Source organism: Gardnerella sp. C0026F2 (assembly GCF_056590715.1).
Genome location: NZ_JBWPWR010000002.1, coordinates 377,522 through 395,947, shown reverse-complemented (window position 1 = coordinate 395,947; position 18,426 = coordinate 377,522). Strand labels below are relative to the sequence as shown.

The 18,426-nt window shown below is 43.9% G+C and carries 14 protein-coding genes; all 14 read left to right on the top strand.

The window, feature by feature from the left end; genetic code table 11:
- Positions 1 to 270 precede the first annotated feature (270 nt).
- A complete protein-coding gene (locus AC1EK3_RS04235) occupies positions 271 to 3,069 on the top strand; it encodes a polyribonucleotide nucleotidyltransferase (RefSeq protein ID WP_480033146.1) in 2,799 nt (932 codons plus the stop codon).
- Between the two features lie 246 nt (positions 3,070 to 3,315).
- Entirely contained in the window at positions 3,316 to 4,179 is an 864-nt protein-coding gene (locus AC1EK3_RS04230) for an aldo/keto reductase (protein WP_391496221.1), read from the top strand.
- Between the two features lie 14 nt (positions 4,180 to 4,193).
- Positions 4,194 to 5,159: a purine nucleoside phosphorylase YfiH/LACC1 family protein gene (locus tag AC1EK3_RS04225; RefSeq protein ID WP_480033147.1), complete on the top strand. Its 966-nt coding sequence runs from the start codon at positions 4,194 to 4,196 to the stop codon at positions 5,157 to 5,159.
- A gap of 176 nt (positions 5,160 to 5,335) precedes the next feature.
- Positions 5,336 to 6,769, top strand: a complete 1,434-nt coding sequence (locus AC1EK3_RS04220) for a cell division protein (protein WP_480033148.1) — start codon at positions 5,336 to 5,338, stop codon at positions 6,767 to 6,769.
- A gap of 112 nt (positions 6,770 to 6,881) precedes the next feature.
- The gene (locus tag AC1EK3_RS04215) at positions 6,882 to 8,216 is read left to right on the top strand and encodes a C1 family peptidase (protein WP_004105599.1); all 1,335 of its coding nucleotides are present in this window, start codon (positions 6,882 to 6,884) and stop codon (positions 8,214 to 8,216) included.
- A 243-nt stretch (positions 8,217 to 8,459) separates the two neighbouring features.
- Complete coding sequence (locus tag AC1EK3_RS04210; protein WP_016636742.1) at positions 8,460 to 9,608, top strand: 3-deoxy-7-phosphoheptulonate synthase; 1,149 nt, start codon at positions 8,460 to 8,462, stop codon at positions 9,606 to 9,608.
- Positions 9,609 to 9,632: 24 nt separating this feature from the next.
- Complete coding sequence (locus AC1EK3_RS04205; RefSeq protein WP_480033149.1) at positions 9,633 to 10,811, top strand: 3-deoxy-7-phosphoheptulonate synthase; 1,179 nt, start codon at positions 9,633 to 9,635, stop codon at positions 10,809 to 10,811.
- A gap of 113 nt (positions 10,812 to 10,924) precedes the next feature.
- Complete coding sequence (locus AC1EK3_RS04200; protein ID WP_480033150.1) at positions 10,925 to 11,422, top strand: hypothetical protein; 498 nt, start codon at positions 10,925 to 10,927, stop codon at positions 11,420 to 11,422.
- Entirely contained in the window at positions 11,415 to 12,125 is a 711-nt protein-coding gene (gene mtnN / locus AC1EK3_RS04195) for a 5'-methylthioadenosine/S-adenosylhomocysteine nucleosidase (RefSeq protein ID WP_480033151.1), read from the top strand. The genes AC1EK3_RS04200 and mtnN overlap by 8 nt, the downstream gene beginning before the upstream one ends.
- A gap of 205 nt (positions 12,126 to 12,330) precedes the next feature.
- Entirely contained in the window at positions 12,331 to 13,602 is a 1,272-nt protein-coding gene (pstS, locus tag AC1EK3_RS04190; RefSeq protein WP_480033152.1) for a phosphate ABC transporter substrate-binding protein PstS, read from the top strand.
- Positions 13,603 to 13,709: 107 nt separating this feature from the next.
- Positions 13,710 to 14,657, top strand: a complete 948-nt coding sequence (pstC, locus tag AC1EK3_RS04185; protein WP_480033205.1) for a phosphate ABC transporter permease subunit PstC — start codon at positions 13,710 to 13,712, stop codon at positions 14,655 to 14,657.
- Positions 14,658 to 15,710, top strand: coding sequence for a phosphate ABC transporter permease PstA (pstA, locus tag AC1EK3_RS04180; RefSeq protein ID WP_480033153.1), 1,053 nt, complete (start codon positions 14,658 to 14,660; stop codon positions 15,708 to 15,710). It begins immediately after the preceding gene.
- Between the two features lie 52 nt (positions 15,711 to 15,762).
- Positions 15,763 to 16,542, top strand: a complete 780-nt coding sequence (gene pstB, locus AC1EK3_RS04175) for a phosphate ABC transporter ATP-binding protein PstB (RefSeq protein ID WP_004105584.1) — start codon at positions 15,763 to 15,765, stop codon at positions 16,540 to 16,542.
- A gap of 254 nt (positions 16,543 to 16,796) precedes the next feature.
- Positions 16,797 to 18,200, top strand: a complete 1,404-nt coding sequence (locus AC1EK3_RS04170; protein WP_480033154.1) for an NCS2 family permease — start codon at positions 16,797 to 16,799, stop codon at positions 18,198 to 18,200.
- Positions 18,201 to 18,426: the final 226 nt, after the last annotated feature.

Here is an 18,426-nt window from a genome sequence, read left to right as displayed (position 1 = left end):
GGCAATAAAGTAGTGGGCAATATTTAAAATTTATAACTAAAAAATAATTTATAACTAAAAAGAATTAACAAATAATTCAACACATAATTGAAAATTGAAGCATAACTTAATACGGATGATTGAAGTAACCGAAACAAAAAACACTACGAAATATTGACGTAACGCAAGTGTTGCAAAGAGTGCAAATATTCGCATATAGGTAATAATGCGAAGTCGTCAATGTTATTACGCATGTTGGTTGATTAGGTAAGTTAAGAAAAGGAGGAACCCGTGGAGGGTCCCGAAATTAAGGCTGTAGAAGCCGTTATTGATAATGGTTCATTTGGTAAGCGTACGCTACGCTTTGAAACTGGTCGACTTGCTCAGCAAGCGGATGGTGCTGTTGCCGCATATTTGGATGACGATTCCATGATTTTGTCGACGACGACTGCAGGATCTAGCCCGAAGGAAAATTACGACTTCTTCCCATTAACTGTAGATGTGGAAGAAAAAATGTATGCTGCTGGAAAGATTCCAGGTTCGTTCTTCCGCCGTGAAGGTCGTCCTTCTAACGAAGCAACGTTGGCATGCCGTATTATTGATCGCCCGTTGCGCCCGTTGTTCCCACACACTTTGCGTAACGAAGTACAAGTTGTTGAAACAATTTTGGCAATTAATCCAGATGATGCTTACGATGTTATTGCTTTGAATGCTGCGTCTGCATCTACTATGATTTCTGGTTTGCCATTTGAGGGTCCAGTTTCCGGCGTTCGTTTGGCTTTGATTGATGGTCAGTGGGTTGCTTTCCCACGTTGGAGTGAGCGCGAACGTGCAGTATTTGAAATTGTTGTGGCTGGTCGCGTGATTGAAAACGGCGATGTTGCTATTGCAATGATTGAGGCTGGTGCTGGTAAGAATGCTTGGAATTTGATTTACAATGATGGTCAAGTCAAGCCAGATGAGCAAGTTGTAGCCGGCGGTTTGAAAGCTGCAAAGCCATTTATTAAGGTTATTTGCGATGCTCAAAATGAGTTGAAGCGCATTGCAGCTAAGGAAACTAAGGAATTCCAACTCTTCCCAGAATATACTGACGAACTTTATGCTCGTATTGACGAGATTGCTCATGCTGATTTGAATGAAGCTCTTTCTATTGCTGAAAAGCTTCCTCGTCAAGATCGCATCGCTGAAATTAAAGAAGGCGTGCGTGCCGCAATCGCAGAAGAATTCACTGATATGGACGAAGCTGAGAAGGAAAAGGAACTCGGCAACGCGTTTAAAGAATTGCAGCGTCAAATTGTTCGTCGTCGTATTTTGACCGAAGATTATCGTATTGATGGTCGTGGTTTGCGCGATATTCGTACGCTTTCTGCAGAAGTTGATGTTGTGCCTCGAGTACACGGTTCTGCACTCTTCCAGCGTGGTGAAACCCAGATTTTGGGTGTGACCACTTTGAATATGCTTAAGATGGAGCAGCAGGTTGATGCGCTTTCTGGCCCACAAACCAAGCGTTATATGCACAACTACGAAATGCCTCCATACTCCACTGGTGAAACTGGTCGCGTTGGTTCTCCAAAGCGTCGTGAAATCGGTCACGGTGCTTTAGCTGAGAAGGCTTTGGTTCCAGTATTGCCAGGCCGCGAAGAGTTCCCATACGCTATTCGTCAGGTGTCTGAAGCTATTGGTTCTAACGGTTCTACTTCTATGGGTTCCGTTTGCGCTTCTACGCTTTCTTTGCTTGCTGCTGGTGTGCCTTTGAAAGCTCCAGTTGCTGGTATTGCTATGGGCTTAGTTTCTGGCGATGTTGATGGAAAGCATATCTTTAAGACTTTGACTGATATTCTCGGTGCAGAAGATGCATTTGGTGATATGGACTTCAAGGTTGCTGGTACTTCTGAATTCATCACTGCTTTGCAGCTCGATACGAAGCTTGACGGTATTCCAGCTGATATTTTGGCTGCCGCTTTGCAGCAGGCACATGAAGCTCGTACAACGATTCTTGAAGTTATTAACGAGTGCATTGATTGCCCAGCTGAGATGAGCCCATTTGCTCCACGCATTATTACAACCACAATTCCTGTAGACAAGATTGGTGAAGTAATCGGACCTAAGGGCAAGATGATTAACCAAATTCAGGAAGAAACTGGTGCTGAAATCGCTATTGAAGATGACGGTACTGTTTACATTTCTTCTGAAGGCGGCGAAGCTGCTGAGAAAGCTAAGGGAATCATCGATTCTATTGCAAATCCTCGCGTGCCAAAAGCTGGTGAAACTTTCACAGGCAAGGTTGTTAAGACCACAAGCTTTGGAGCTTTTGTGAATTTGACTCCTGGAACTGACGGTTTGCTTCATATTTCGCAGATTCGCAATTTAGCAAATGGTGAGCGCATTGACACTGTTGAAGATGTGCTGAAGGAAGGCGATAATGTTGAAGTTATCGTACAAAGCGTAGATGAGCGCGGCAAGATTTCTTTGGCTATTCCAGGTTTTGAAGATCAAGAATCTTCTGCTCCAGCAGTGCGCGAAAATCGTTCTCGCGGTTCTCGTGACGATCGTGATTCCCGTGATTCTCGTGACTCTCGTGGCGATTACCGTCGTTCTCGCCGTGACGATCGCGATAATCATGACCGTGCGGACCGCGCAGATCGCGATGAGCGTCCTCGTCGCCGCATGCGCGATGATCGTGATGATCGAGATGATCGAGATCGCATGGATCGAAATGACCGATATGCGGATCGCGATAACCGTTATGATGACCGCAACACTCGTCGCGACGACCGTCGTGCGGATCGTGCAGATCGCGACGATCGCTACAGCGATAACGATTTTGATGAGCGTCCTCGTCGCCGCGTGCGCGATGACCGTGACGACCGTTACGAAAATCGCGACAATCGTGAAGATCGTGCAGATCGCGATGATCGTGAAGATCGCTCAAATCGTCGAGATTCAGAAAATCGTCGCGTATCCGATAGAAAGCCGCGTTATGCAGCTGACGACGATCACTATGACGAGTATCGTTCGGCTCGTGAAGAGCGCACAGAGCGTCCTCGTCGCCGCGTGCGTCGCGATTTTGATCCATTTGAGGAAGATTAATCGCTCAAATAGTATTAAAGCAAAATTATTGCTAGATACTAAATAAAAATAAATATTCGTAGAAATGCCTTCAAGCTGCGTTTGCGTTTGGAGGCATTTCTTTTAGATAGCGATTTAAATGTTTTATGCAATCTGTGCAATAAAATAAAATATAGAAAGTAGTAAAATATTGCGACTGCGTAAAGTAGCGTAATGCAATAATAAATACTTACGGAAAATATAAAACTTACAAAGTAGGGGTGAAATATGGTTATGCATCGCGCATTAGGTTCGTTTGATACAACCGCTATTGGTTTTGGCGAAATGCCATTGACAATAGAAAACAATCTTGGCCACGATATGGGAATTGAAACAATTCACGCGGCTCTTGATGCTGGCTGCACACATATTGATACCGCATGGGCGTATTACTGCTCTGGCGGCGAGGAACAAACTGGCGAAAAGCTTGTTCGTGAGGCTTTAGAAAGCTGGAAAGGCGACAAATCTTCTATTTTAGTTGCAACAAAAGTTGGTCACTTCCGTAACTTTACTGACGGACGACCAACATGGGGTAAGGATGGTAAGCCAGAGCATTTGATTGCGCATGCAAAAGAGTCTGCAATGGCTTTGGGCGTTGACACTATTGACTTGCTTTATTTCCATAGACCGGATCCAGAAGTTCCATACAATGAGTCTATTGAAGCAATGCAACAGTTGCTTGACGAAGGTGTTGCTAGAGAAATCGGTATTTCTAACGCTTCTGTGGAGCAAATCGATATTGCTCGCAATATTTTAGGAGAAAAGCTAGTAGCGGTACAAAATCAATATTCTCCAGTTCATTTAGAGAATGAAGATACCTTGCAATACTGCGAAAAGCTTGGAATTGCTTTTGTTTGCTGGAGTCCTCTTGGTGGATTCCGTCATCCTTATGACGAGCATCTTTTCGATCCATTCCGCAAAGTTGCCGAAAATCATGGCGTAAGTTATCAGCAAGTAGTTTTGGCTTGGGAACTCGCTAAAGGCGATCACATATTCGTAATTCCTGGAGCTCACAGACCAGCTACAATTTTAGATAGTTTGAAAGCTTCCGATTTGCAATTAAGCAATGAAGAATTGGCTTATTTAGGCTGAAAGAAAACAATAAAATGCAAGAAACAAGCGTAACTGGTATGCCGTTGCCTCAAGAAGATGAGGACGGTACGCCAATTCCTGTGACTATTCCGGTGGCGTTAGGAACTCACACTCATGCAGTTTTTACTACTAGATTGGGTGGAATTTCTGAAGGCTCATTTGCTTCACTTAATTTAGGCGGACGCGCAGGAGATAGCGCGGAGGCTGTAGCAAGCAATCGCGCAGCTTTACAGAAAGCTTTGCAAGCAGACTTGTCGCTTGTTGCTCAAGTTCATAGCAGAGAAGTATTCGACGCAGATAGTGTAGTAGATTCATGGAATACTTCTTACGGTTCTGATGCAACAGGTTTTGCAGATTCGCAATTGAGAATTGAGGCGGATGCGCAAGTTTCAACTGCATGCTCGCTTGCTTTGGGCATGTTTGCTGCAGATTGTTTGCCAGTTTTACTTTCGGACGATGAAGCTGGAGTAATCGCTGCAGCGCATTGTGGGCGAAAAGGATTGATGGCTGGAGTGCTCGATGCTGCTATCGAAGCAATGTGCGAAAAGGGAGCTGAGCGTTCTCGTATAACAGCAGTGCTCGGTCCGTGTATTTGTGGAGATTGCTACGAAGTTGGTGAGAGTATTGCGCGCGATTTTGAAAAACGATACCCGCAAACTGTAACAAAAACGCGTTTCGGTGGAATCGGTATTGATATTGCTGAAGCTGCTCGCATTGATTTAGCGCTCGCAGGAGTTGCGAATGTTGTTGACGCTTTGCCGCGAGTTACAACTGCAACGCAATATTTATCTGAAGATGAGGAATTGCGTACGATTTGCGAAGTAGATGGGGAAGGCGAGTCCTTAGCTGCACGCTTGCAGGATTTGCAAAACCCAATGTGCACTTTGGAAAATCCTCTGTGGTATTCGCATAGGCGCGCGCAACTTGCTGGAAAATCGCATGAAGGTAGACTTCTTGCTTTAGTAATTCGCGACAAATAATCACATATGCTATATAAACATTACTGTATTTGAGCTAGGTAGTAACTGCAGTTGTGTGAGCTTAGCAAAAACGTGCGCAACACACGAGTGTTTTTTGCTTGTAAGTGATAGCGTTGATTCTGATGGTGTAGCACAGCGTTTTGTGCAGCTGTGTGGGGGCTTGTGAAAGGAATATTATGGTGGCTGATTTATTCCCAACCGCGTTGCGTGGGTACGATAAAGACAAGGTAAATGAAGCATTTGCAAACTATGAGCGTACTATTTCTCGTCTGCGTGAACAAGTGCGTTCAAGCGATGAATCAATTTTGCAATTACAAGCGCAATTGCAAGAAGAAAAAAATAATGTAAAACGTGCAAAAAGCGGAAATACTTTTGCATCTTTAGGTGCAAATGCACAACAATTGCTGGCATCTGCTGAGCAAACTAGTTCTCAATTGCTTGAGCGCGCTAAGCAAGATGCTGCATCAATTAAAAAGAATGCACAAGCACAAGCCGGAACTTTGCTGAACAATGCAAAGCTGGATGCTGCACATTTAATGCAAGAAGCACAAACTAAAGCAGACACAATGCTTTCTAATGCCACGCAAAAGTCGACACAACTTATGCAGGCTGCACAAGAAGATTCTGCACGTTTGCGCGATACTACTGCTAAAGATGTGCAAGCTCAAAAAGACGCTGCAGAATTAGCTTTACAAAACGCTCAAGAAGAACATACAAAGCGTATGGCTTCAGAGCGTGCGCAACAAGAAAGTAGCATTTCGCAACTTAAGTCGGAAGCTGCTCAAAAAATTGCTGAGCAGCGTGCGGCTGCAAACGAAGAGATTGCGCGTGCTAAAGCTGAAACAAACGATCAGATTGAATCTGCTCTCGCTGAAGCAAATAAAAAGCTTGCTGATATGCGCGAACACGCTTCGAAGATGATGGCTGACGCACAGCGCAAAGCTGGCGAAATTACAGATGCTGCTGCCGCTAAAGCTCAAGAAATTGCAGATGATGCTCAAGTTGAACGTACGCGTACGTTAAGCCAAGTTAGTGCAGAAGTTGAGCAGATCCGCGCAGATATTGCTGCTCAACAGGAGGAAGCTACAAAGAAAGTCAATGCCTTGCTTTCTGGCTTGAAAGAGAAAGAAAGTGCAGCTCAGGAAGAAGCAGATGCTTTGGTTGCTCGCGCAAAAACTGTTCATCAAGAAGCTGACGAATATGCAGCGCAAACGCATCAGGCTGCGGATAGTCAGGCTGCTGATATTGTGCGAAAAGCTATGCAGGAGGCAACTGCTCAGGTTGAAGAGCGTAGAGCTGCAGCGCAGCAAGAGCTTGATGGCATGACGACTCGATTAACCCAATTACAGCATCGTGAGGCAACTATTACGCAGCGCGTTACGGAATTGCGCTCGCTGTTTGCAAATGCTTTCTCTGGATTTGATTTTGGGGATGCTCAACAAAACCAACAAGTTGCGCAAGCTTCTGACGATAATGAGGATTCGGCGAATGCTCAATCTTCTGCGGATGCTAAGCAGGCTCAGCGAGATGTTCAAGCTGCGTTGGCTGAATCTGAAGAAGCTAGCGAAACTAACGATTCTCAAGAAAACCAAGACACAGATAATCAATAAAGAAAAATATTGTAAAATTTGTAGATTGGCTTAAGTATCGTACATTAGAATGTGCTGGTATTTGAATAAATATTTGAAATAAATATTGATAATTAACAGGAAAGGTAGCATTGTGACTGAAATCACTGCTCTAACTGATGAAAAATTACAAGGTTTGCGTGAGGATTTTGACGCAAATCCTTTAAACCGTTTAGCTATGAATGGTGTGACTGCTGCTGGTATTGATAAAGTCGCGCGTAATTATGATCGTGCGCGCTTATTGCAGCGTCGTTTTTCTACCATTGTTGATAACGGAGATGCAACACATCAGGATCGTTCTGGCCGTTGCTGGTTGTTTAGCTCGTTGAACGTGGCTCGTTTCATTGCGAAGAAGTCGCTTGGTTTGAAGGAATTTGAGTTTTCTCAGAACTACGCAATGTACTATGACAAGCTTGAGCGAATTAACTACTTCTTGAAGGATGTTGCGGCTTTGGTGCGTGCAGGTGAGCCTTCAGATTCTCGTTTGATTCAGCATTTGTTGCACGATGTTATGGGCGACGGCGGCCAGTGGACCATGGCTATGAACGTTTACAAGAAGTATGGTGCTGTTCCTAAGGATTTGTTCCCAGAAACCGCTTCTTCTAAGAATACTGGCGCTATGAATACGCAGTTGCGTGCGCTTTTGCATACTGCTGTTGCTCATATGTATGCGAATGCTACTGAAATTGATGAGATTATTGCGGATGCTACTGCTGCAGGTCACAGGATTTTGACGATCCACTTGGGTGAGCCACCTAAGAGCTTCGATTGGGAGTGGACTGATAGCGACGGCAAGTTCCATCGCGATGGTGAGATTACGCCAGTTGAGTTCTGGAAGAAGTACGTGAATGCTGGTCTTGAGGATTATGTGTGCTTGGTTGACGATCCTCGCGCTGAACATCCTAAGGGCAAGAAAATTGCTATTGAGCACTTGGGTAATGTTGCTGGCGGAGACGCAACCGAATATTTGAACGTGCCAAACCAGTTTATGAAGGATTGCGTGCGTAAGATTTTGGTTGAGAAGGGCATTCCAGTGTGGTTTGGCGCCGACTGCCATCCTATGATGGATCGCGAGAATGGCGCTTGGGCTACTGATTTGTTCGAATATGGTCGCGTTTATGGCGTTGATTTTGATTTGGATAAGGAAGCGCGTGTGCGTTTTGCTGATTCTGCGATGAATCACGCTATGGCTTTTGCTGGTGTGGATGTTGCTGATGATGGTACGACTACTCGTCGTTGGCGCGTAGAGAACTCTTGGGGCACTGATATTGCAGATAAGGGTTACTTTACGATGAGTGACGACTGGTTTACTGAGTATGTGTACGAAGTTGCAGTGCCGAAGAATCTGCTTCCGGAAGAATATCGCAAAGCCCTAGAAGAACCAGCAATCGTATTACCGGCGTGGGACCCAATGGGCGCTCTCGCCTAGGCTAATTTCACAGGGAAATTAGCCTACTCGAGATCGCCGAACTCGCGCAGAGAGTCCAGTGGACTCTCTGCGCGAGTTCGGCGGTGTTTGCATCTTTATTCAAGATGCAAACACCGACCACACTCAATGTGGTAATTCCCACAGGTATCTCCATATGATACTGTGAATATGTTTAGAAGCATAAATATTTGTTTGCAATTAGTAGATATTGCTCGTATTGCTACTGTAAGAGGATTAATACGGATGGAGAGTATTCATAACACTAGTAATAACGCATCTTGCGCTACTTTGCAGCTAGATAGTAGTGCCGTGTTTCCGGAAACAGTAGATGTGAATATTCGTCAGCTTGATCCTATTCCAGCTCCTCGCGAATTTATACAAACAATGCCAATTGCTCCTGAAATTAGTTCTTTAGTGTTAAAATCTCGCCAAGAAATTCGCGATATTTTGCACGGCACAAGCGATCGTTTGCTCGTAATTGTAGGTCCTTGCTCTATTCACGACCCAAAGGCGGCTCATGAATATGCTCAAAAATTATCTGAAGTTGCTAAAGATTTAAGCGATCAGCTGATGATTGTGATGCGCGTTTACTTCGAAAAGCCGCGCACAACTGTTGGCTGGAAGGGCTTAATTAACGATCCTGATTTAGACGGCAGGTTTAATATTCGAAAAGGTATGGGTTTAGCTCGTTCAATTCTTTTGGATGTTTTGCAGCTTGGTCTGCCTACCGCTACGGAATGGCTTGATCCTATTACTCCGCAGTATTTATGCGATTTAGTTAGTTGGGGTGCAATCGGCGCTCGCAATACTGAATCTCAAGTGCATCGCGAGCTTGCCAGCGGTCTTTCTATGCCTGTTGGCTTTAAGAATGCTACGGATGGTTCTATTAAAGCAGCAGCTGATTCTTGTTACACGGCTAGTTTTGAGCATCATTTTCTTTCTATTAATCTTGACGGTAGTGTTATTTCTGCCGAAACAAAAGGTAATCTCGATTGCCATATTGTGTTGCGTGGATCTAATAAAGGCCCTAATTATGATGCAGAATCTGTAAAATCTGCGTTGCAAGCTCTTGATTCTTACGATAAACATGCCCAGCAAAGTATGTGCACTAGGGGCATTATTATTGACGCTGCTCACGGAAATTGCGGCAAGAATGAAATTCGTGAAGCTCAAGTAGTTCAGAATATTGCAGAGCGCATAGCTAAGGGCGAGCGCGGAGTCTATGGCGTTATGATGGAAAGCTTCTTAAAGGGTGGGCATCAAGCTCCTGCTCCTTTAAGCGAGCTTGAGTACGGAAAATCTATAACTGATTCTTGCATTTCTTGGAATTCTACTAAAGAATTGTTGTATACTTTAGCTCAAGCCGTTACGTCTAGGCGTAATTTAGCGTAATTTATTTAGAATTGGGTGGGTTTTATGCAAGCTCAAGATCAAAAAGATGCTCAGTCTGTACGTCGTGCTGTTGAGGTCGGAAAAAATCAGCTTAATTCTTCTAAGTTCCAGCGTTGGGAGGACCAGGTTGGCGTTGATTGCATTATCAACCGCCGCGTGCTTGAGCTTGAGCCGCTTCCAACTCCTGCTCAGGTGCTTGGCGAGTTGCCGTTGTCTCCGTATGCGCAGGATATTGTTGCTGAGTCGCGCGATGAGATTCGTGGCTGTTTGAATGGTGACGACGATCGCTTGCTGGTTATTGTTGGCCCGTGTTCTGTGCATGATCCTAAGGCTGCTCTTGATTATGCGAGTCGTTTAGCTAAGTTGCGTGCTGAGCTTGAAAGTGAGCTTCTTATTGTTATGCGCGTGTATTTTGAAAAGCCACGCACGGCTCTTGGCTGGAAGGGTTTGATTAACGACCCAGATATTGACGGAACGCATGATATTCATAAGGGTTTGTTACTCGCGCGTAAGACTTTGCTTGACGTATTGGATGCTGGTTTGGCTGCTGCTACTGAGTTTTTGGAGCCGACTAGCCCTCAGTTTATTGCTGATGCTGTGAGTTGGGGTGCGATTGGTGCACGTAATACCGAGTCTCAGATTCATCGTCAGCTTGCTAGTGGTCTTTCTATGCCGGTTGGTTTTAAGAATGCTACTGATGGTTCGATTTCTGCGGCTGTGAATGGTTGCTTGGCTGCGAGCCAGCACCATACGTTCTTTGGTATTGATCATCTTGGTCGCGCTTGTGCTGTGCAGACTCTTGGTAACCCGGATTGCCACGTGGTTTTGCGCGGATCTAGTAAGGGTCCGAATTATGATGCTGCGTCGGTTGCTTCTGCTGTGGCTTCAATTCGTTTGCGTTTGGGAACTGGTTGTGTGGCTTCTAATGGCGTGGTTGTGGATTGTTCGCACGGTAATTCCGGCAAGGATGAGCGTCGCCAGATTGAGGTTGTGCGCGAGATTGCGGATCGTTTGGCTGCTGGCGAGCAGGGCATTAAGGGCGTTATGATGGAGAGCTTCTTGCAGGGCGGCAATCAAGATCCTGCTCCTCTTAGCGAGCTTGAGTACGGCAAGTCTATTACGGATCGTTGCATTTCTTGGGAAGATACTGCCAATTTGCTAAGAATTTTAGCTAAATCTGTAGCAACTCGCCGTAGAGCTTAGAGATTAGAGATTGTAGTAAGATAATCTCAATTAATTTCTACTTGGCTTATATTCCTTACTGTATTTGCCGCCTATTTTTGCATTATATTTTGCGTACAAGGGAGTGTGTTGAAATGTATAACAAAGATTTGAATAAAGCTAATAAAGCGAATAAAGGTTTTATGTGTAAAGCATTACCGGTGGTGCGTTATATATTGTTAGCTTTGATTTACAACGGTGTGCTTTTGTTGGCTTTTGCATGGTATCGTGGCACGCATAGTGCTGGGTATACGCTTGTTATGTTTTCTGCTTTGTGGTTTAGCGTTTTTATGCCGTTTGTAACTGGAATTGCTTTAATTGTTTTTGCCCGAGAATGGCGTCGCATTGTTGGTACTTTAGTTTGTGTGCTTCTTATAGCTGGATTTTTTGCTTTTCTTGCTTTGCAGGATCAAATTATTGCGTTTTTCAATGTTCCTGTTGTGAATCCTTGGTTTGATTTTACGTGCGGAGCATTGCTGAAGATTGCGACTTTGACTTTTGTTATTATGACTTTAGTATGCGTGTTTTTGGTTAAGAATAACGATAAATGCGTAAGTAGCGAAGTAAAAAAGGATGATTCTGCTAATGACTAATACTGAGAAAATTACTAAAGTTGCTATTGTTGGCGCTTTAGAGGAGGAAGTTGCGCATATTGCTAGCGCGCTTGAAAACGTAAGTCACAAGAAGGCTGCGAGTCTTGACGTATCTTGCGGTACTATTGACTCGGCGAATGGCAGTAAAATCGAAGTTGCAGCTACGGTTGGCGGAATGGGCTTAGTAAATGCTGCTGCAACTGTGCAGTATCTTATTGACACATACAATCCTCAAGCTGTAATTTTTTCTGGAATTGCAGGAAATCTTAATAAAAATTTGCATACGAACGATGTTGTTCTTGGGAAAACTGTAAAATATCTCGATACTGATATGCGTCTAATCGGTCAGTGGAAGCCATTTGCGAGCGAATTTCATTCGGATGATTACTTGCTTAAAGTAGCTAGCAATGTATTAACTGACATGAAAATCACGCATATTGCTGGAACGATTGCGTCCGGCGGATATTTCGTTGATTCTCCAGAAAAAGTAGCAGAAGTAATTGCAGCTACTCAAGCAGATGCAGTTGAAATGGAAGGTGCTGCTGTCTTGCATGTTGCTGCTCGTAATGACGTTCCTGCGCTTATTGTGCGCGCAATGAGTGATAATGCAGACACTGAATACGAAACTTTCCGCGCTTTCGATATCTCCGAATACGCGGACACGGCTGCAAAAATTACTGTAAATATAATTCGCAATTTGTGACATTTCGACACGCTGATGTGGTCGCCACCCTACGTTTACGCAAATAGCGCAATAAGTAGCACCAAATACCGCCATTTTTGGTACCCACTTTATTTTTGCCGGTGAGGTTTTACCCACCTGTTTACGATGGTTGCGTTAATAAAAAAAAGATAGGGTAATTTAAGAAAATGCGCCCAATTCGCAATACGGCTATAGGAACGCGAAAATGTGGTGGGGTGCAAGGCAATTCTTCGCGAAAGGAAAGAAGAATATGCGTAACGATATGAACAAATTAAATATGAACAAATTGGATGCAACCAAGGCAAATGCAACCAAGATAATTACAACAAAACTAAATACGAATAAAAGCGCAATTAAATTCCGTAGTATTGCTGCGGCCGCGCTAACTTTCGGCTTGTGCGCAACCTGCGCTGCTTGCGGCGACAATAGTCCAGCTGGCAGCAACAACGCAACTGGCGCGCAAAATGCAAAAATTTCCGGCAATTTCCAAGGCTCGGGCGCTTCTTCCCAGCAGGTTGCAATTGAAGCGTGGATTGCAGGATTCCAATCTAAAAATCCGGGTGCAAAAATTGCCTACAATCCAACCGGCTCTGGTGCTGGCGTTACCACTTTTATGACGGGAGCCACGGCTTGGGCTGGTTCAGACAAAGCGTTGAGTAACGACGAAGTTGAAAAGTCTAAGTCGGTTTGTGCTAATGGAACTACGGCTTTCGACGTGCCTGTGTATGTTTCACCAATTGCGATTATTTTCAATCTAAAAGGCGTTTCTGACGCTGGCAAGCATATTAATTTGGATGCTTCTACGATTGCTAAAATTTTCGACGGAAAAATTACGCACTGGAATGATGACGATATCAAGAAGCAGAATCCTAAGCTAAAGCTTCCAAACACCCCGATTACTGTTGTTCACCGCTCCGATAAGTCTGGCACAACGCAGAATTTCTTAAGCTATATAAAGGATGCGGCTCCAGACGATTGGTCGCACGATCTTAGCGAAAACTGGCCAAATAATGTCGGTCAAGGTGCAAAGGGAACTTCGGGCGTTGTATCTACTATTCGCATGGCGAATGGTGCGATTGGTTACGCTGATTTTTCACAGGTCGGTAAGCTCGGCACTGTTGCAGTGAAAGTGGGGGATACTTATAATCAGATTTCTCCGGAAGCTGCTTCTAAAACTTTAGCTGATTCTGAAATTAACGCAGACGCTTATGCAAAATATCCTAATCGCGTTGTTATGAAAATTAATCACAATACGCAATCTGAGGGAGCTTATCCAATTGTGTTAGTTTCTTACGATATTGCTTGCCCGGTTTATAAAGATGCAGGAACTGCTCGATTTGTGAAGTCTTGGCTTAGCTACGTAACTAGCGCGGAAGGGCAGAATGCTGCTTCTTCTGCTGCTGGAACAGCTCCACTTCCACAAAATTTGGTAAGCAAAATTAACGCATCGATTAAGTCTGTTAAAACAGGAAAATAAAAAACTTTACAAACTGATATTATGAACATATCGGTTATAAAGGAGAATGATTGAGTTCTACGAAAAATGCGAAAGCAGTCGCGAATAGTGCAAACGAAACTGCTAAAATTTCTGAGAGCAATAGAAAAAATTATGTTGGCACTCATCTTGCGGACCGTCTTTTTAAAGGCGTGGCTGCAGGCTGTGGCATGCTAATTTTGCTTGTTCTTACGGCAGTTGCAGTATTTCTTCTGTTTTGTGCTTTGCCGTTATTAAGTGGAAATCACGATCAAGTAAGTCATGTGTTTGCTGATTTTACTGGTGGTAAGGCACATGATTTTATAAGCTATGTGGCTCCGCTTATTTTTGGCACAGTGCTTATGTCTGCGCTCGCGCTGCTGTTCGCATTTTTTGTGGCAATTGGTATTGCTCTATTTATCTCGTATTATGCACCTAAAAAAATTGTTCCGCTTTTAAGTGGAGTAATTGATTTGCTTGCGGCAATTCCGTCCGTAATCTATGGTTTGTGGGGCGGATTGGTTTTGGTTCCAGCTATGTATCCTTTCTGGGATTGGGTTTCTAAACTTTTTGGCTGGATTCCGTTATTTTCTGGTCCGGCGGCTAATCCTTCTCGTTCTGCTGCTACGGTTGCATTAGTTTTGGCTGTGATGATTTTGCCGATTATTACTTCTATGGCTCGCGATATTTTCCAGCAGGCTCCGCGTTTGCAGCAAGAAGGTGCGCTTGCGCTCGGCGCTACAAAGTGGGAGATGATTAGATTAGCGGTTCTGCCGTTTGCAAAGTCTGGTATTGTGTCGGCTTCTATGCTTGGGCTGGGTCGTGCTTTGGGTGAAACGATGGCAGTTTTGATGATTTTGTCTCCTGGATTTACTTTTGGTATCAATATTTTCAAGGCTTCTCAAAATCAAACTATCGCAGCAAATATTGCAGCGCAGTATCCGGAAGCAAACGGACTTGGCGTAAGTGCGCTTATTGCAACCGGCTTAGTTTTGTTCGTTATTTCTTTTGCAGTCAACTTTATTGCTCGCAAAATCACAGGAAAGGCGGGCGCATAAATGGGGAATCAAATTAATAATATTGAAGTGCTTAGCGAAAATACTTTTGCCGAAAAGTCTGTCGAAAGTTCTGCTGAGAATTCCGCAGAGAATTCCGCAGCTCCGGTTATTGACTTCAACAAATTCCGCCCAACTCGCTCACACATAGCTGCGCGCAAACGTAAAGATATGCTTATGCGCGTGCTGATTTTCTTGTCTTTTGTTGTGGCGCTTATTCCACTTATTTCTTTGCTTTTAACAACCATTATCAATGGTATTAAGCGCTTGAATTTTGATTTTCTCACTCATAACATGACTTACGTTGTGGGCGGAAATGCTACTGTAACTGGCGGTTACGGCGGAATTTTGCACGCGATTATTGGAACTCTTGAAATAACGTTAGGTGCTATGGTTATTTCAATTCCGATTGGTTTAATGTGTGCTGTTTATTTGGTTGAGTATGCTCGCGGAAACAAAATTTCGCGCATAATTAATCTGCTTGTTGACGTTATGAGTGGTATTCCGTCTATTGTTGCTGGCTTGTTTGCGTTTTCAATGTTTGCTTTTCTTGCTGGCCCTGGCACAATCAATGGTTTTGAAGGATCTGTTGCTCTTTCGCTTCTTATGATTCCAACAGTTGTGAAGTCTTCTCAAGAAATGCTAAAAATCGTGCCTAACGATTTACGCGAGGCGTCTCTTGCTTTGGGAGTTACTCAGCAGCGCACAATTACAAAAATCGTTTTGCGCACTGCTCTCCCGGGAATTGTGTCTGGCTGTATTCTTGCGGTTGCGCGCGTTATTGGTGAAACTGCGCCACTTCTTATGGCTTCAGGCTTTATTGCTTCAACGAATCTCAATTTATTTGACGGGCAAATGACGACTTTGCCGGTGTATGTTTACCAGGAATATTCCAAGCTTTCTGCGAATTGCCCGGCTAACGCGCCGGCTTCTTGTGTAACGTCAATTCCTATGGAGCGCTCGTGGGCTGCAGCTTTAACGCTTATTGTGTTGGTATTGTTGCTAAATATTTTGGGACGAGTTGTAGCTCGAGTGTTTTCTGTAAAAGCGAGATAAAGCGAAATCAAGCAAAGCAAAGCAAATTAAATTTTTAGAAAGTGAGCATAAAATGGGTCAGCGAATTGATGTGAAGCATCTGAATATTTACTATGGTGATTTTCTTGCTGTAGAAGACGTGAATATCAATATTGAGCCAAATAAAGTGACGGCTTTTATCGGACCTTCCGGATGCGGAAAATCAACAGTTTTGCGCACTTTAGACCGCATGCACGAAATCACTCCGGGCGCGCGCGTAGAAGGTCAAGTGCTTCTTGAAGGCCGCGATTTATACGGCAAAGACGTGGATCCTGTGGCTGTTCGCCGCGATGTTGGCATGGTTTTCCAGCGCCCAAATCCTTTCCCAACTATGTCTATTCGCGAAAACGTGCTTGCTGGAGTTCGCTTGAATAATCGCAAAATTGCTAAAAGTGATGCTGACGATTTAGTTGAGTGGGCTTTGCGAGGCGCGAACTTGTGGAATGAAGTTAAGGATCGCTTAGATAAGCCGGGTATTGGTCTTTCTGGCGGTCAGCAGCAGCGACTTTGCATCGCTAGAGCGGTGGCTGTGCATCCGCAAGTTTTACTTATGGATGAGCCTTGCTCGGCACTCGACCCAATTTCTACGTTGGCTGTAGAAGATTTGATTAATGAGCTTAAAAACGATTACACGATTGTGATTGTGACTCACAACATGCAGCAAGCTGCGCGTGTTGCTGACTACACTGCATTCTTTAATTTGAAGGCTGTCGGTAAGCCTGGTCATCTGGAATACTTTGCAGACACGACTACTATGTTCAACAATCCGCGCAACGCTGAAGCTGAGCGTTATATTTCCGGTCGTTTTGGCTGATTTGTTATATACTTTTTTGATTTAAGTGTATTTCCTTGGTCAGCACGTGCGCGTAAGGTCAATGCTGTTCGGTTGTTCAAAGGTTTCGCAATTTTCATAATTTTATGTGAGATTTTGTGATGCCTTCGTTCATTCGACGAGTCGCAGTAACCTCTGCGTGAATGCCCAAATGTAATTGCGTACGCGATTGCTCAAGTGCTTTCGCTGCGCTTTTTCTGGTCTTTTGCGCTTGTAAACCAAGGAACAGAGAGTATATGGAAAAGTTCTTCCATCTCAAAGAAAACGGCACGAATGTATCAACGGAGATCACTGCAGGTCTCACTACATTCTTCGCGATGTCGTACATTATCATCGTAAATCCAACTGTATTAAAAGAAACTGGTATGCCATGGGGTGGCGTGTTCTTAGCAACAATTATTGCCGCTATTATTGGCACGCTTGTTATGGGCTTATTTGCTAACGTGCCTTACGCTCAGGCTGCTGGAATGGGCTTAAATGCATTCTTTACGTTCACAGTCGTAAAAGGCTTAGGATTTAGTTGGCAGCATGCAATGTGTATGGTGTTCTTATGCGGTTTAATTAACATTATTATTACCGTTACTAAAATTCGTAAAATGATTATTCGTGCCATCCCGACTTCGTTACAACACGCAATCGGCGGTGGCATTGGTTTATTTGTGGCTTATGTCGGCATGGTGAATGTTGATTTGATTAAGTTCACTCCAAAGGATGATAAAGCTGCAAAAATTGCGTCTCATTTTGGTGCAACTCCTGCAATTCCAGGTCTTGCTGTTTTAAAGAACCCAGTATTGTGGTTGTTCCTCATTGGATTGCTTTTGGCAATCGTGCTTACTGTGTTGAATGTTCGTGGATCTTTGCTTATTTCCATTGTCGTTACAGCTATCATTGGTATTCCAATGGGTTTGACGACTATGAACAACTCTGTGTCAATCATGGGCGCTTTCCACGATTTGCCAACTACTTTCTGCGCAATATTTAGCGACAAAGGCTTCTCAACGCTGTTTGCAGACCCTTCGCGCGTTCCGCTTGTTTTGATAACGATTTTTGCATTCTCAATGTCTGATACTTTCGACACCTTGGGTACCTTCATTGGCACTGGTCGTCGTACTGGTATCTTCTCTGAGGCTGATGAAAAGGCTCTTGAAAACGGCTCTGGCTTTAGCTCCAAGATGGATCGTGCTTTGTTCGCTGATTCCATAGCAACTTCTGTTGGTGCAATTTTCGGTACTTCTAACACCACTACTTATGTAGAGTCTGCTGCAGGTATTGGTGCTGGTGGTCGTACCGGTTTGACTTCCGTAGTTGTGTCTATTTGCTTCGCGCTTTCTATAGTGCTTGCTCCTGTAGTTTCTGCTGTTCCTGCTGCTGCAACTGCCGGCGTGCTTGTGGTTGTTGGTTGCATGATGGCAAGCTCTTTGAAGGAAATTGCTTGGGATGATATTTCTGAGGCAATTCCTGCATTCTTCGCTGCAGTGTTCATGGCATTCTCTTACAACATTTCTTATGGTATTGCCGCTGGCTTTATCATGTACTGCTTGGTAATGACTTGCAAGAAGCGTGCTAAAGAAGTTCATCCAATGCTTTGGATTGTCTCTTTGCTGTTCTTACTTGATTTTGTTGCTAACGCTGTGCTTTAAATGTGCGTTTAATGTAAATGTGCGTTTAATGTAAGAGTGCATTTTACAAGTAGTGAACTTGTGAAACAAAAATATAAAAGCAAAAATTAAAAAATTAGAGGGTATGTAAATTACATGCCCTCTTTTTTATTTCTATTTTATTTTATTTCTATTTTTTGTTTCTATTTTATTTTCATAATATTTCTCTTGACATTGTCTTAGTGGCGTATTAAACTTACCCAACGTA

What these genes read in the sequence shown, in the direction of transcription:
- AC1EK3_RS04200 (WP_480033150.1), top strand. Translation starts at nt 10,925, where the DNA reads ATGTATAACAAAGATTTGAATAAAGCTAATAAAGCGAATAAAGGTTTT.
- AC1EK3_RS04205 (WP_480033149.1), top strand. Translation starts at nt 9,633, where the DNA reads ATGCAAGCTCAAGATCAAAAAGATGCTCAGTCTGTACGTCGTGCTGTT.
- AC1EK3_RS04230 (WP_391496221.1), top strand. Translation starts at nt 3,316, where the DNA reads ATGGTTATGCATCGCGCATTAGGTTCGTTTGATACAACCGCTATTGGT.
- AC1EK3_RS04220 (WP_480033148.1), top strand. Translation starts at nt 5,336, where the DNA reads ATGGTGGCTGATTTATTCCCAACCGCGTTGCGTGGGTACGATAAAGAC.
- AC1EK3_RS04225 (WP_480033147.1), top strand. Translation starts at nt 4,194, where the DNA reads ATGCAAGAAACAAGCGTAACTGGTATGCCGTTGCCTCAAGAAGATGAG.
- AC1EK3_RS04170 (WP_480033154.1), top strand. Translation starts at nt 16,797, where the DNA reads ATGGAAAAGTTCTTCCATCTCAAAGAAAACGGCACGAATGTATCAACG.
- pstS (WP_480033152.1), top strand. Translation starts at nt 12,331, where the DNA reads ATGTGGTGGGGTGCAAGGCAATTCTTCGCGAAAGGAAAGAAGAATATG.
- pstB (WP_004105584.1), top strand. Translation starts at nt 15,763, where the DNA reads ATGGGTCAGCGAATTGATGTGAAGCATCTGAATATTTACTATGGTGAT.
- mtnN (WP_480033151.1), top strand. Translation starts at nt 11,415, where the DNA reads ATGACTAATACTGAGAAAATTACTAAAGTTGCTATTGTTGGCGCTTTA.
- AC1EK3_RS04210 (WP_016636742.1), top strand. Translation starts at nt 8,460, where the DNA reads ATGGAGAGTATTCATAACACTAGTAATAACGCATCTTGCGCTACTTTG.
- pstA (WP_480033153.1), top strand. Translation starts at nt 14,658, where the DNA reads ATGGGGAATCAAATTAATAATATTGAAGTGCTTAGCGAAAATACTTTT.